Source organism: Pseudodesulfovibrio sp. JC047, assembly GCF_010468615.1.
Lineage (GTDB): Bacteria > Desulfobacterota > Desulfovibrionia > Desulfovibrionales > Desulfovibrionaceae > Pseudodesulfovibrio.
In genome coordinates, this window is sequence record NZ_WUEH01000006.1 from 62,825 (window position 1) to 77,638 (window position 14,814).

At 53.1% G+C, this 14,814-nt stretch carries 13 protein-coding genes; 8 read left to right on the forward strand and 5 right to left on the reverse strand.

Features of this window, described 5'->3' with window-relative positions:
* Positions 1–192: 192 nt before the first annotated feature.
* The 4 genes from GO013_RS05355 (at position 193) to GO013_RS05370 (ending at position 5,782) form a co-directional block, all read left to right on the forward strand.
* A complete protein-coding gene (locus GO013_RS05355) occupies positions 193–1,158 on the forward strand; it encodes an MBL fold metallo-hydrolase (RefSeq protein ID WP_163809031.1) in 966 nt (321 codons plus the stop codon).
* Positions 1,159–1,312: 154 nt separating this feature from the next.
* Complete coding sequence (locus GO013_RS05360; RefSeq protein WP_163809032.1) at positions 1,313–4,006, forward strand: cobyric acid synthase; 2,694 nt, start codon at positions 1,313–1,315, stop codon at positions 4,004–4,006.
* Between the two features lie 101 nt (positions 4,007–4,107).
* Positions 4,108–4,830, forward strand: coding sequence for a pentapeptide repeat-containing protein (locus tag GO013_RS05365; RefSeq protein ID WP_163809033.1), 723 nt, complete (start codon positions 4,108–4,110; stop codon positions 4,828–4,830).
* 295 nt (positions 4,831–5,125) lie between these two features.
* Positions 5,126–5,782 carry a CBS domain-containing protein gene (locus GO013_RS05370; RefSeq protein WP_163809034.1) on the forward strand — a complete coding sequence of 219 codons (657 nt, stop codon included), beginning with the start codon at positions 5,126–5,128 and terminating at the stop codon, positions 5,780–5,782.
* A 698-nt stretch (positions 5,783–6,480) separates the two neighbouring features.
* On the opposite strand, the gene GO013_RS05375 is transcribed toward GO013_RS05370, so the two are convergent.
* The 5 genes from GO013_RS05375 to GO013_RS05395 all read right to left on the reverse strand — a co-directional run bounded on the left by GO013_RS05375 (position 6,481) and on the right by GO013_RS05395 (position 9,806).
* Positions 6,481–7,176: a TetR/AcrR family transcriptional regulator gene (locus GO013_RS05375; RefSeq protein WP_163809035.1), complete on the reverse strand. Its 696-nt coding sequence runs from the start codon at positions 7,174–7,176 to the stop codon at positions 6,481–6,483.
* A 27-nt stretch (positions 7,177–7,203) separates the two neighbouring features.
* Positions 7,204–7,773 (reverse strand): class I SAM-dependent methyltransferase, encoded by a 570-nt coding sequence (locus GO013_RS05380; protein WP_163809036.1) that lies wholly within the window; start codon positions 7,771–7,773, stop codon positions 7,204–7,206.
* A gap of 96 nt (positions 7,774–7,869) precedes the next feature.
* Positions 7,870–9,006 carry a bifunctional diaminohydroxyphosphoribosylaminopyrimidine deaminase/5-amino-6-(5-phosphoribosylamino)uracil reductase RibD gene (ribD, locus tag GO013_RS05385; RefSeq protein WP_163809037.1) on the reverse strand — a complete coding sequence of 379 codons (1,137 nt, stop codon included), beginning with the start codon at positions 9,004–9,006 and terminating at the stop codon, positions 7,870–7,872.
* Positions 8,978–9,436 carry a cytidine/deoxycytidylate deaminase family protein gene (locus tag GO013_RS05390; protein ID WP_163809038.1) on the reverse strand — a complete coding sequence of 153 codons (459 nt, stop codon included), beginning with the start codon at positions 9,434–9,436 and terminating at the stop codon, positions 8,978–8,980. The genes ribD and GO013_RS05390 overlap by 29 nt, the downstream gene beginning before the upstream one ends.
* Positions 9,437–9,602: 166 nt before the next feature.
* Positions 9,603–9,806, reverse strand: coding sequence for a zinc ribbon domain-containing protein (locus tag GO013_RS05395; protein WP_163809039.1), 204 nt, complete (start codon positions 9,804–9,806; stop codon positions 9,603–9,605).
* A 272-nt stretch (positions 9,807–10,078) separates the two neighbouring features.
* On the opposite strand from GO013_RS05395, the gene GO013_RS05400 reads away from it, so the two are divergent.
* The 4 genes from GO013_RS05400 to GO013_RS05415 all read left to right on the forward strand — a co-directional run bounded on the left by GO013_RS05400 (position 10,079) and on the right by GO013_RS05415 (position 14,776).
* Positions 10,079–10,591, forward strand: a complete 513-nt coding sequence (locus GO013_RS05400) for a periplasmic heavy metal sensor (RefSeq protein WP_163809040.1) — start codon at positions 10,079–10,081, stop codon at positions 10,589–10,591.
* A 147-nt stretch (positions 10,592–10,738) separates the two neighbouring features.
* Positions 10,739–11,557, forward strand: coding sequence for a DUF4405 domain-containing protein (locus tag GO013_RS05405; RefSeq protein WP_163809041.1), 819 nt, complete (start codon positions 10,739–10,741; stop codon positions 11,555–11,557).
* 4 nt (positions 11,558–11,561) lie between these two features.
* The gene (locus tag GO013_RS05410; RefSeq protein WP_163809042.1) at positions 11,562–13,373 is read left to right on the forward strand and encodes an ATP-binding protein; all 1,812 of its coding nucleotides are present in this window, start codon (positions 11,562–11,564) and stop codon (positions 13,371–13,373) included.
* An 11-nt stretch (positions 13,374–13,384) separates the two neighbouring features.
* Positions 13,385–14,776 (forward strand): sigma-54 dependent transcriptional regulator, encoded by a 1,392-nt coding sequence (locus tag GO013_RS05415; protein WP_163809043.1) that lies wholly within the window; start codon positions 13,385–13,387, stop codon positions 14,774–14,776.
* Positions 14,777–14,814 lie beyond the last annotated feature (38 nt).

A 14,814-nucleotide genomic window follows, 5' to 3' on the forward strand; every position in this document is an offset into this window, starting at 1 on the left:
CGTATACTGCGAGGGTGTTTTCTTCAACCATGTTTTGCGTGTGGTCGGTCGATTTTTTTGTCTGATTTTGAAAACACTGGTTTTGACGGTGTTATTTAGGCAGAGGGAACAAACGCTTTTCATTGCCAAATCTGTAGTGTATAGCTGGTATACTGTTTAGTTACTAAACTCTTTATGCCATACGGAGGCAGTATGCGAAAAGTGCTTGCGGAAGTCGATGCGGTGACGATCTTGACACTCCAGGATAATTATATCGATGTGCTTGCCATGGATGGAAATGCGGTTGTCAAGCGGCCTATTTTGGTGAAAAATCCGACCAACACCGGGGCCACATTGTCGTTCAGTCCATTGGCCGAGCATGGTTTTTCCACATATATCACCGTGTCTGTTGACGGGCAGAGTCGAAGCATGGTGTTCGATTTCGGGTGCTCTCCGCACGGCGCGGCCTTCAATGCGGATTTGTTGTCCGTGGATTTGACGCAGGTTGAGGCCTTGGCCCTTTCTCATGGGCACATGGACCACTTCGGTGGCATGGAACAGATCGTGGAAAAGATTGGCCGAACGGATTTGGATCTGGTCGTTCATCCCGAGGTGTTCAAAAAACGTCGGTTCGTGAAGACGCCGACAGCGTATGAAATAGATTTTCCGCCATTGGCCCGTGCTGACGTGGGGGCCTTGGGGGTGACAGTGTGCGAAACAACGACTCCCCGACCAATGCTGGACGGGACCGCGCTTTTCCTCGGAGAAATTCCGAGAACGTGTGCCTTTGAACAGGGAATGCCCAACGCCTATGAAGAGCGGGATGGCACGGTTTCCAAGGATATGATCGAAGATGACTCGTCCATGGTGTTTCATCTTCGCGGCAAGGGGTTGGTCGTGCTGTCCGGCTGCGCCCATGCCGGAATCGTCAATACCGTCGCCCACGCGCAGGCCGTGACAGGGGTGGAACAGGTTCACACGATCATGGGTGGATTTCATTTGACCGGCCCGGCGTTTGTTCATGCCATTGAACCGACCATTGCGGCTTTTCAAAAGTTTTCCCCGCAGTATGTGGTTCCGGCGCATTGCACGGGACGAGCGGCCACGCTCGCCATCGAAAAAGCCATGCCCGAGGAATTCATTGTCAACATGGTCGGTACAACGCTTGCTTTTTCCTGAGTCTTTCGCCGTGCATTCGAGTGTTTGTTGTCGGAAAACCCGTTGCCATGGGCGGGCTCTCTTGCGTGGGCATCGGTGGACACATGGCGTCTTTCAGCGTATTCATTTCCAAGTCTTAACATTATCTAGACTTTCAACGCTTGAGAGATGATTCATGGAAAAGCAAACGGTTTTTGCGGGAATTCCCGATATACTTGATGAACAGAAATACGCGCATGGTGGCAATACTCGGCGCCTTGCCGAAACTCTTGGATGTTCGCCCGAGGATATTCTTGATTTTTCGGTCAATGTGAACCCGCTTGGTCCGCCGCCGTGGTTGGGGCAGGTCGTGGGGCAGGCGTTGCAGGATGTGGATGCTTATCCCGACCCGGAGTGTCACGATTTGGTGATGGCCGCGTCGGAAAAGTTCAAAGTCTGGCCCTCGCAAGTTTTGGCTGGCAATGGCGCGTCCGAATTGTTGTTCGGTATCGCGGGTATGGGGCAGCACCGACAGGCCATCATCCCCACACCCACGTATGTGGACTATGCCCGGGCGTGCAAGGCGCATCATCTTTCGGTTGTCGAAGTGCCTATGACAGATGCGTTTCAGGTGGATTTTCCGGCCATGGGAACGCTGTTGACGACGCCGTCAATCGTGTACCTGTGCCGTCCGAACAATCCTACCGGAACCATGTTTTCTCCGGATGATCTGCGTGAAGTGGCGGCCATGTTCCCGCAATCGTTGTTTGTGGTGGATTCGTCCTTTAGCGATTTCCTGCCCGAGGATGCGGACAGACTCATTCGAAATCGGCCCTCGAATGTCATTACCGTCCTGTCCCTGACTAAATTTTACGCCATTCCGGGTATTCGGCTTGGCTTGGCCTTTGCCGATCCTGATGTGATCGTGCGGCTTAAACAGCGGTTGCCAACGTGGTCCGTGAATACCGTGGCCCAACGGGTGGGGATCAAATGCCTGCACGACGTTGGGTATGCTGCCAAGACCCGGGAACAGACCGCTCTGTTGCGGGACGCGCTCGCGTCCGGATTGCGGAGTGTGCCGGGGTTGAAGGTCCTGCCGGGGGCCGCAAATTATCTGTTGTGCCGTGTGGAACGCGTGGGACAGGACGCGGCCATGCTCAGTGAACGGCTTTTGGCAGATCACCGTATCGCCATCCGACTGTGTGGCAACTATACGGGTTTGGACAACCATTGGTTTCGGGTCGCGGTGCGCGGTCAGGAAGAGAATGATCGGCTTGTGCGGGCCATGCAGGCCGTGAATGGGACTGCGCGTCCTCCGGTCGTGAAACGGACCAAACACACACCGGCCCTGATGCTTCAGGGGACCAGCTCCAATGCGGGTAAATCCGTGTTGGCGGCGGCGTTCTGCCGAATCCTTCTGCAAGACGGGTTCAACGTGGCTCCGTTCAAGGCGCAAAACATGTCCTTGAATTCCTTTGTCACGGATCAGGGCGGAGAAATGGGCCGAGCTCAGGTCACGCAGGCCATGGCCTGTCGCCTGAAACCGGATGTGCGCATGAATCCCGTGTTGCTCAAGCCCGGTTCCGATGTGGGGTCGCAGGTCATTGTCATGGGCCAGCCCGTGGGCAACATGGCGGTGCGGGAGTACGTCGAATACAAGCCCCGTGCCTGGAAGGCGGTCAAGGCTGCGTATGATTCATTGGCCAACGAATATGACATCATGGTGCTGGAAGGTGCCGGTAGTCCCGCAGAAGTGAATTTGAAGCATCACGACATCGTGAACATGGCCATGGCGCGCTACGCGGATGCCCGTGTGCTGTTGGCTGGTGATATCGATCGGGGCGGCGTGTTCGCCTCTATGGTCGGGACCATGAGTTTGCTTACGCCCATGGAGCGGTCATTGGTCGAAGGATTTCTCATCAACCGATTCCGGGGTGACGCGAGTCTGCTCGAACCCGCGTTCGGTCAGATGTTCGAACACACGGGCAAGCCGGTGCTCGGCACCATCCCCTACATTCATTCTCTTGGTCTGCCGGAAGAGGATTCCGTGTCTTTCAAGGAAGGGTTGCGGCCTGATGGCGAGAAGCGTCCTGAATCAGAGTGCGTGGATATCGTGGTGGTGGACCTGCCTCGCATCTCGAATTTCAATGATATCGATCCACTCTTTGCCGAACCGGATGTGCGGATTCGGGTGGTGACCGACGCTCGAGACGTGGGCACGCCGGATGCCGTGATTCTCCCCGGATCGAAATCCACCGTGCCGGACATGAAGGCACTTCGGGGAACCGGCATGGCCGCCGTGCTGCGCGAGTTGGTTCGCGGCCCGCACAGGACGCGTATTGTGGGTATCTGTGGTGGTTTCCAGATGCTTGGCGAGATCGTGGACGACCCGTATGGTCTTGAATCCGAGACGACCCGTGTGGAAGGTTTTGGCCTGTTGCCGATCCAGACCACGCTTGCCCCGGAAAAGACCCTGACTCGGACACATGGTGTCCATTCCGCTTCTGGTCAGAAAGTGCATGGCTATGAGATCCATCATGGTCAGACCAAGCCGCTTTCTGACGGGCTTCGTGTGGCCCTCCGCAATAACGACGGTGACCCGTTGGGATATGGTTTGGCTGACGGTCGGGTTTTCGGCACGTATCTTCATGGCCTGTTCGATGCCGATGAATTCCGGCGTTGGTTCATTGACCAGTTGCGTATGGATAAGGGCTTGTCGCCGCTTGAACAGGTCCAGACCCGGTTTGATCTGGAAGATGCCATCGACAACCTGGCCAGTGTTGTTCGGGAAGCCGTGGACATGGACGCGCTCTATCGATCCCTTGGTCTGGGCGGGGGATGCTCTCAGGCGAGTTTGTTCTACCGAATCGGTAGGTTGTCCACAGATTAATAGTTCTTTCTTTACCGGATATTTGAATTCATGGTATGAGGGCATTGTTTTCGAACAGTGTCCTCATATGTGTTGGTGACGGCTTCAAAGGAGCGAGTGTCATGAAACGGAGTATCGGAGTGTGGTGGGCCGTGTGTCTTTTGTGTGCCACGCCTGTTCAGGCCTTGAATCTGTCTGAAAATGAGCAGAATGCGGCCAGTATACCGCAATCGCTTGGCGCGGATTTCAAGTATGTGACAGTACCATGTTCCAAAATGGAGACGCATCGCTATAAAACGATGCAGTGTGAATGTGCCGATTTCCCGGCTGTCGATGCCGATGGCCGGATGTATGTGTACAGCAATTTCAAATCAACCAACTTTAACAACATGTATTTGTGGAATTTCCACGGGCAGTTCTGTGATTTTACCAGAGCTACGTTTGTCAACGCCGTGTTTCCGGGGGTGCTTATTAGCGGCTCTACCATGCAGCACTGTGATTTTTCTGGCATGGATACGAGTCCGATGGACGCCTTGACCCAGTTCAGACGGACGTCTTTGGTCGGAGCGAATTTTCAGGATGCCGTCTTGCGAAAGGTCTTTTTTTATCGGTGCGATTTGACCGGCGTTCATTGGGATCATGCTGAGTTCAGCGATCAAACCTGTTTTCAGGATTGCCTGCTTGATGTCTCGGCCAGATCCTCTCTCCGTGATGCCGGGGTGCGATTGGTCAACAATCAGTGGATTGGGTCTGAAGAGTCTCCCAAGCCTGCCGCGTCATTATCAGACACCTTTTATGATCCCGTGTCATACCCTCGAAAGGGGATGGTCCCTAAAGGACCATAAAAGAGCAGCCACACGAATAAACGGCGACTTTCGAGTCGTCGTTTTGCTTTTGGTCCTGTCGAAGGCTGATTGACGTTTTTTGATACGCGTGAAAGCCTCCTGTCTCGCTTCATATGCAAAACAGCGGCATTCCCTTGACTTGTCGAGTGAAAACAGGTTTGAGAGTGACGAACCAGCGGCCCGTCGCCGGGTGATGGAATTGCACCGCTCAATGAAAACGTGTATCCATCCATAATTATCATACGCCATTGAGGCCCAACAGAGACCCAAAGCGGTCACCCAAGGAGGAGAAACCATGTACGTCGGACTGAAAATGCTTCGCGACTTCGTAAAAACCACCCCCCAGACTCTGGTCAAGGACGCCCAGAAGCAGCTTGAGGAAAGCAAGCTCTGGATGGCATTGGTGGTGGACGAAGATGGCAAGCTGCTCGGCTACGTGCGCAAGGAAGACATCTCCGCCGCCATGCCCAGCATTGTGACCTCTCTGGAAAAACACGAGATCAATTATCTGATGAGTCAGCTCACCATCGAGCAGATTTATCGGACCGATATCAAGACCGTGGCACCGGAAACGGAAATCGAAGGTGCCGCCGACATGATGTACGAAATGAATCTTGCCGGACTGGCCGTGGTCGATGATGCAGGGAATCTCATCGGGTATATCAATCGGAATGTCATGCTTGACGTGCTCGCCGAAGAAATGGGCTACCGCGAAGGTGGAAGCCGATTGACCATCGAAGTCGAAGATCGGTCCGGTGTTCTCTACGAAGTCGCCGGTGTGATCGCAAACATGAAAATGTCCATTATCTCCACTGGCACATTCTTTTTTAACGGCAGGCGCGTTGTCGTTGTCAGAATCGATACCGAAGATCCCTCACCCGTCGAAGCCGTGCTCAAGGAACGAGGATACAAACTCGTCGTTCCCAACGACTTCAAGGAAGCTTGGGCATAATTCTTCCAGCTCATACGTCAATCTCGGCCTGACTCTGCATTCATTGGAGTGTCAGGCTTTTTTCTGTCTTCCTACCGGGGGTCACCTTCGGTGCGACCAGGACGCTGTCCTGGACCTGCCAAAGGCCCTTTTGAAAAGGGGCCTCTGGACTCCCCGAAACTTTTTGTCGCTCGCTTCGCTCGAAGCTGTCGACGGCACGAATTCGTGCGGCTCTTGAGAGTACGTTGTAAAAAATTGTATTTTTTACATATTCTATAAAAAAGATGTAAAACACACTATTTGTACAATACCCTCTTTTTTTGAACTATTCCCTTATTTATTTTTCTGACTTCTTTAATCTTATTCGATGAATGTCGTGGAGTCTCGCCGAAGGCGCACTAAAAAGTTTTGGAGATTCTCAAGAACCTTTTTCAAAAGGTTCCTGAGCCGCCGGAGGCATTCATTTTGTTCTTCCCGAAACTTTTTATCGCTCGCTTCGCTCGAAGCTGTCGACGGCACGAGTTCGTGCGGCTCTTGAGAGTCCGTTGTAAAAAATTGTATTTTTTACAGACTCTATAAAAAAGACGTAAAACATACCATTTCTACAATACCCTCTTTTTTTTGAACTATTCCCTTTTTTATTTTTCTGACTTCTTCAATCCCACTCAATGAATGTCGTGGAGTCTCGCCGAAGGCGCACTAAAAAGTTTTGGAGATTCTCAAGAACCTTTTTCAAAAGGTTCCTGAGCCGCCGGAGGCATTCTTTTTTTTTGATTCTCAAAGGAAATCAGCTCATCCGGATTGATGAACAGGTAGCGAGATGTCATATCGGCCAGTGCCGCGTACAACCTGCCTTGCTCGATTGATGGCGTGTCGAGAGCCACGGAATGAAGGGTCTCCTCAAAGGCATTGGCGACAATCGCGGCGGCGGCATCCATATCGGTCACGCGTAAATGGTCGTTGATTGACGTGAAAAATTGACTCAGTTTTTGGATGATGTCTTCGCGTTCTTTGGTTGCGAGTTCTTGAAAATCCTCATCAATATAGCGCATGGAGAGCATCACTCGGAGCAGGTTGGATGACATGGAGTGTGATTCATGCCCGAGTCGAATGATGTGCTGGACTATTTCTCGGCCAGTGATGCCTTTCTGGATTTTTTGTGCCAACAACGGGAAAATGGACTGATCCACTTCAAACAGGTGGTGATTGATGATTTCGAGCAGAATGGCTTTCTTGTCGGGAAAATACGCGTAGAATGTCCCGATGGATACCCCTGCGGCTGCGGCGATTTTTTTGGCATTGGTCCCATGAAATCCCTGTGCTTCGAATTCGAGCATGGCGGCATCCATGAGACGGTTCCGTTTTTCAATGCTTCGAGCCTGCTGGGGGATGCGTGTGGTGAGCTGCGTGGTCATATCTGACTCCAGATACATTTCGGTCGTTTAATTCTTGGTGAGCACGGCGGCTCGACTCATGAATATGGCCGGGAGGGCTTCCAGTTCGAATCCGGCCTTGATGGCCACATCTATTTCTTTTTGGAAATCCGCTGTGGAAACATGGAATTTCGGTTCCACAACCACCATGAGACAATGCTGTTTGACGCATGCCGCCATGCGTTCGAAATACCGTGTGACATCAGGAACTTCATGCACCATATACGCGGCAAGTGCAAAGTCCGCCTTGGGCAGATCGCCAATGTCGTGCGCTTCACAATGCCGTGTCTTGATGATGTGGTTCAACCCGGCCTGTCGTGCTTTATCTTGAAGAACCTCCAACGCCTCGGCTTGAAGATCGACCGCTGTGACCGTGCCGGTTCGGCCCACCATGCGCGCTAGGGCCAGAGAAAAGAATCCGGTGCCGCACCCCGTGTCCACAACCTGCATCCCTGGTTCGACCAAATGACCGAACATTTTGTTGGGGGATTGCAACATCCCGCGGACAGGGTTGTTGAGTGTCCATTGCTTGCGCCAGGACATGACATGGATTTCTCGGCTGGTGTCAGTTGAATTCATGGGTGTCTCCTTTGTTGTGTGTGAAATATAAATATGAACTCATGTTCATATTGTCAAGCACAAAACTCAACTATCGCACAAGGAGAGGAGGGGTGGTTATGCGTGGCGCATGGTCAGCATGATGTCTGTTCCGGTCATTTCCGTGTTGATGATGCGGAAGTTGACAGCGTCCGCCATGGAGACGGAGGCCCGACCGGAGTAGGCGGCGGGGGCGAGATTGTCACCAAGTATGCGGGGGGTGACAAAATGAATGAGTTCATCAGCCAGCCCTTGTTCGATAAGGGTCATGGCGAATGTACCACCGCCTTCGCACAGGGTGTAGTGACATCCTTTTTCGTACCGGAGTCGTTCGAAGCCGTAGGCAAGTGTCAGGTTGCCGGGGGAGCCGGGCAGGGGCCAGACCGAGGAACCCCGGCTGCGGAGTCGGTCGGCGGCTGTGCTTCGGGCCGCTGATTCTGTGGTCATGAAGATAGCCTGTTCTGGGCGGTCCCTGAGCAGGGTGTGTGACGCCGGGTCTTCCGGCAGTCGAGAGGTCACTACCACGCCAAAGGGCTGAATGAAATCGTCGGGCAGGGTGTCAAGACGACAGGTCAGGCTGGGATTATCGGCGTAAAAAGTGGTTCCCCCGACAACGACGGCACCGACCATTCCACGAAGAGCATGGACCCGAGCAAAAGATTCCGGGCTGGAAACAGGTTCTGGTTTTCGTTCACGGGAAGCGATTTTGCCATCCAGTGTGGCGGCCATCTTGACGATGTTGAATGGCGAGTGGGAGCGTTGCCACAGGAGAAAATCGGCAATGAGGTCGGTGCATTGCTGTTCGAGAATACCGACAGTCACTTGGATGCCGTGGTGCTTCAGCTTTTCGACACCACCGGCGGCAACAGGGTTGGGGTCGCGGGTCCCGACGCAGACTTTGGCGATACCGGCCTCGATGATGGCGTCGGTGCATGGCGGTGTTTTTCCGTGATGGTTGCACGGTTCGAGCGTGACAAACATGGTCATCCCGGTCGGGTCAATGCCGAGTTCCCGGGCATTGGCCAGACATTCCCGTTCGGCATGGAGCTGTCCACATCTGGTGTGCCATCCACGAGCAACGATACGCCCGTCGTCAACGAGGACCGCGCCGACGCAGGGATTGGGCGCGGTCGCACCTCGTCCTTGCGTGGCCAGTCTAATGGCTTCGGCCATGAAACGTTCGTCGTTAGATGAATTCGCCTTCCATGAACACATAGTTCACTCCTGCTTCGGTCAGCATTTCTTCGGACAGTTCGTCTGGGTAGTTCTCTGCAAAGTAGATGTTCTGCACTTCGCAGTTAATAAGCATTTTTGTACAGAGAATGCAGGGTTTTGTCGTGCAATAGATGTCGCATCCCTTGAGGTCGACACTATGTGTGGCTGCCTGGATGATGACGTTTTGTTCGGCGTGAAGGCCTCGGCAGAGTTCATGCCGTTCTCCAGAGGGAATCCCCAGTTTGTCGCGGAGGCAGCCGACATCTTCGCAGTGTGGGATGTTGGTGGGAACGCCGTTGTATCCTGTCGCCAGAATACGTTTGTCGCGGACGGCGATGGCCCCGACAGCGCGGCGGATACAGGTGGAGCGCTGGGCCACCAGGTGGGCAATGCGCATGAAATATTCGGGCCAGGGTAATCGGTTTGGCATGAAAGCTCCTCAAACAGTCGAAAAAAGTAAAAGATGGTATGCCGTATTTATCAGGTCTTGCACTGAAAGAAAACAGGCGTGAACCGGCTTGTTCCATTGTGGGGTGAGCCGGTGGATGTGTGAGAGAAAGGGAAGCGCCCGTCCCGGGGCGCGAATATTAGATGCCTCAGCCGCCTCCAGAACCGCAGCCGGAATCCTGTACTGCATCGAGGTTCAAGCTTGGGCCGTCGGTTTGAATCGCGCAAACGCTGAGTTGTTTTTCTGTTTTTTCAGAACCACAGTTTGGACAGGGAACTGCGGCGTCTTGAGAAAAGACCAGTTCTTCGAAATTCGTGCCACAGTCCTGACAGGTATATTCATATATGGGCATGGAGAAACCTCGGGTAACATGATTGCTGTGCTGTTTCCAATGTGAAACTTTTGGGGCTGATGTCAAGGAAAGTCACTTGCACTTTGCACCGAATTTGTGCAAAAAAAGTGCATATGGCTGCACAGGGTATTGAGTCAGGTGTTGTTTGCTTTTTTGAAATATCATTGAAATCGATGCATTGCAAAGTTGGCACGGCATGTGCTTTACCTAGGGCACAAGAGGGAAATCCCTTCTTCCTGTTTGCACCAACATTTTAACGTATCGGAGGAACAATGAAGAAAAGAAATATCACCATCACGGCTCTGGCCGCGGTTTTGGTTTTGAGCATGGCCGCAGTGGCCATGGCCGGGCACGGATATGGGCACGGCAAGCGGAGCGGGAACGGGTGTGCCGTTTATGGCATGTATAACCAGTTGACCCCGGAGAAGCAGGCGGCGGTCGATACGATCGTTGACAAATATCAGCCTAAGATGACGGCAATGCGCGACCAGATTCGAGCTAAGCACACGACGTTGCAGGCCATGGTCAATGGCGGCAACGCCGATGAGCAGAAGATCACTGCGCTGACCAAGGACATCAGTTCCCTGCGTGATCAGATGCGTGATACCCGTGACGCCATGCACGCGGAATTGGAAAAGGAAACAGGTATCGTCGCTTTTAACGAACGTGGTCGCGGGTATGCCGGAGACTGTTATGGTCAGGGGCGTGGAGCCGGACACGGTTATGGCGGTCATGGTCAGGGTGGTCATGGGTACCATCAGGGACAGGGCAACCAGGTTCAGTAGAAAATATTTCCTTTAATCAGGAAAACAGGATGCTTGTGGGACGGTCTACCATGGTGGTGGCCGTCCCGCAAAAAGTTGAAAAACAACGTATGACTTCACGCGGAGGACTTGTTACAATGATTTGTCCTTTGCGTCGGGGGTTTTTTTATGGTGAGGAAAATTGTTTCGCTGACCGGACTGCTGTCCTTTCTTGTCACGCTGTTGACCAGCGTGATTTTGTACATTGTGCCCGAGGGACGTGTTGCCTATTGGGCGGATTGGCACTTGATCGGTCTGACCAAACACCAATGGGGCGACATTCATGTGACCATCGGGGCACTTTTTCTGGTGTCCATGGTTGTGCATATCTGGCTCAATTGGAAACCGCTTATGAGTGCGATGAAAAATCGTGCGCGGGAGCTGGTTGTCCTGACCGGACCGATGTTCGTCAGCCTGCTCCTGACGCTGTTTGTTCTTGTTGGCACGTTGCTTGGCCTTCCGCCCATGCAGCAGATTCTCGACTGGTCAGCTGAAATAAAGGAAGAGGCCACCGTAATATATGGCAATCCTCCGTATGGTCATGCAGAAACGAGTCCGCTTATGAAATTTTGTGGATTCCTCGGCCTCGACGCGCATCAGGCCGTGAAAACGCTTCATGCCGCCGGATATGATCCCACATTGAATGAATATTCTGTCATCAAGGATATTGCTCGTTCAAAAGGTGTCAGTCCTCAACAAGTATATGATACCATTCGGCAGGGTCAGGTCGTGGATCCGTATGCCTCCATGCCGGATCTGCCTCCCGTGGGCACTGGGAAATTCACGATCGCGACCGTGTGCGCCACCTACGGGCTTGACGTTCACGATGTTTTGGCGAAATTGAAAGCGGCGGGCATGGATGCCACGCCTGAGAGTTCTTTCAAGGCTCTGGCTGCAAAGCACGGGGGATCGCCCAAGGACATTTATTTGAGTATCAAGGGTCGGTAATCGTATGGAAGTTGTTCATTCCGATGAAAAAGAAAAAGGACCGTTGGTCGCCCTTGTCCTGGCACTTATCGTGCTGGGTGTGGGAAGTCTGTATCTGACATGGCGATCCATTGCGCAGCAGCGCAAGATTGTCGAGGATCACATGATAATGACCGGCAATTCGATTCTTCGCGGTGTGGACAACAATATCTTGCGCATTGCCAGGAATTTGCGCATTTCCCCACAGGCTCCGGAGCTTTTTCAGGCCATGTCGGAAGAATTGTTCGCCGAGTTGGTGAAATCCGAAGATATCGTCTTTATCACACTTTTTGGTGAGGATGGCCGGTCTTTGGTCTCTTCGGGCGAAGAAGAGCCACCAGTGTTCAGCCTGCCCGACTCCGTGACGAGTGATATTGAACCAGGGCGGGCCTGGCATGTGGTCACGCAGATTGGTAAAAAGAGTGTGCTCATTTCCGGTGTCCGTACCCAGCCTGGAATTTCGACGTTGTGTGGACTGCATCCGCTGCCGGACGGGACGCGACCTGGTGGGAACCACATGTCGCACCGTGGGCAAGGGATGATGCGTGGTTTGGGCAAGGATGGTAATGAACCACCGGCGTTTCTTGTGGTTGGTCTCAATGCGGAAAAACATATGGCCCAGTTTCGACAATATCGTCGGGCCGCCACCTATCAGACCGGGTATGTGTTTCTCGCCGCCGTGGTGTTGTGGTCATTGGTCTTTGCCTATTTGCGTCGTCGTGGCGCGAGTCGCCAACTGGTTCGGTTGGAACGGTTTCAAAGCAAGTTGCTCGACAATATGCCTGATGGGCTGGTGACGTTGGCGGAAAGCGGAGAAGTACTGGCTGCCAATTATTCGGCCAAGAAATTGCTTGCGCCAAAAGGGACGGATGGTGCTCCTGAAATTATCGGGACCAATTGGCACGATTTTGATTTCGGTCTGATCCAAGGAGAGTCCGGGTTGGTCGTTCCCTACGAATGGGAACAATTCGATTATCAGGGACGACTGCTTGAAATTTTGACATTGCCATTTCAGGAGGATGAAGCGGCCCCTGATTCTGATTTGGGACATCGGCTTGTGCTTATTCGTGACCGGACACAGCTTCGGTCATTGGAAGAAGACTTGAACGAGGCCAAACGGTTGGCTGAAATCGGGTCGTTGGCCGCCGGTGTGGCCCATGAAGTCCGTAACCCGCTGAGTTCGTTGCGAGGATTTGCCCAGTTGTTCGCCACCAAGCTTAAAGGGCAGGCCCCGCTCGATCAGTATGCGGGGGCCATGGTGCAGGAGGCCGACCGATTGAATCGGGTGGTCACGGACCTATTGTATCTGGCCCGACCCAGGGAGCTTGATCCTGTTGAAATCGATTTGTTGTCTTTGGGAGATTCCATCAAGCAGCTCATGCGGTTCGACTTTCAGGACAAGCTGACCACAGCGGAATTCGAATTTGGTCCGACAACGGTGTTTGCGGATCAGGATGCCCTCAGACAGATTTTGCTTAATCTGATAACAAACAGTCTTGATGCCATTGAAGGATGTGCTGATTGCGACAAACCCGGCCATATCCTCCTGACATCGGTACAGGGTAAGGATGGGGTGTGGCTGATCGTGGCGGACAATGGACCGGGCATGGACCCTGAATTGGAAGGGGATGTGTTCAAGCCGTTCATTACCGGCAAGAAGACGGGGACCGGCCTTGGATTGGCTATTGTCCAGAATTTTATGCGTGCGCATCGAGGCGAGGTCGTTATTCATTCCGAACAGGGGCACGGTACTGAATTGAAACTTTTTTTCCCGAAAAATCCTGAAAGCGACAGCTAAGGAAGTGATATATGATGGAAGAACGCAGAGTCCTCATAGTGGACGATGAGCCGGGGCATCGAATGATGGTCCGGGCGGTTCTTGAAGATGATAACTGGACGGTCCTCGAAGCAGACTCCGGAGAACAGGCCTTGCAAGTGCTTGCCGAAGAAGCGGAGTCGCATGTTTATCCAGATGTGGCCATGGTGGACATGAAGATGCCAGGTATGAACGGGATGCAACTTCTCAAGGAATTGCAGGTCCGGCGACCGAGTATGCCGGTGGTGCTGCTCACGGCATTTGGGAGTGTGGGGAGTGCTGTTGATGCCATGAAAAAAGGGGCTTTCGATTATTTGACCAAACCGGCAGATAACGATGAATTGACCGCAGTGGTTGGCAAGGCCTTTGGCTATCATAAATTGCTCAAGGAAAATGCTCGGCTCAAGGCCGAGGTCAGTGGTGAGGTGGATTTCATCGGAGCCAGCCCCGGCATCGAGCGGGTGCGCGATCTGATCGGACAAGCCGGTCCCACTGAAGCCACGGTCTTGATTCTCGGCCCGTCCGGCACTGGTAAGGAACTGGTCGCGGAAGGACTGCATCGGGCCAGCAATCGGGCTGATCGACCGCTTATCAAGGTCAACTGCGCGGCATTGCCTGACGATTTGCTCGAATCAGAATTGTTCGGATACGAAAAAGGCGCATTCACCGGGGCGGTCAAGGACAAGCCCGGTCGATTCCAATTGGCGGACAGCGGGACGTTGTTTCTCGATGAAATAGGTGAGATGCCGGCCGCGCTTCAGGCAAAATTGCTTCGGGCTTTGCAGGAAAAGACCATCGAACCGTTGGGTTCGGTCAAGCCGATTCTTGTGGATACGCGCATCATCGCGGCGACCAATCGGAATTTGAAAAAGGAAGTGGATGCCGGGCGATTCCGGGAAGACTTGTACTATCGGCTGGCCGTGTTGGAAATCCGTATTCCTCCGTTGGAGGAACGCAAGGAAGACCTGCCGCTTTTGGTCAGTTTCTTGTTGCGTCGTCTCGGGAACAAGAACAATAAGATTATTCGGACGGTTACGCCCGCTTTTCTGGACGCGTTGTCTGGGTATGATTGGCCCGGCAATGTGCGTGAATTGGAAAATGTGTTGGAACGTGCGCTGATTTTGTCCCGAGCCGATGCCTTGGGACCGGACTTGTTGCCACCGCAGATCACTGGCGCACGCGAGGCCGCGATTCAGATCGATTTTGGTCCCCGGTTGGGATCATCCCCAGCCGCTCCAGCCAATCTTGAAGAAGCTGAAAAGCAGGCGATCATCCAGGCCTTGGAAGAAAATGGCAACCATCGTGAACGCACGGCAGAAGCCTTGGGAATCAGTCGGCGAACTTTGCAATACAAATTGAAAAAATACGGATTGACGCGACGTTAATTCGTGAGTGAGGTTGTGAACGGCGCATTGCGTTCATG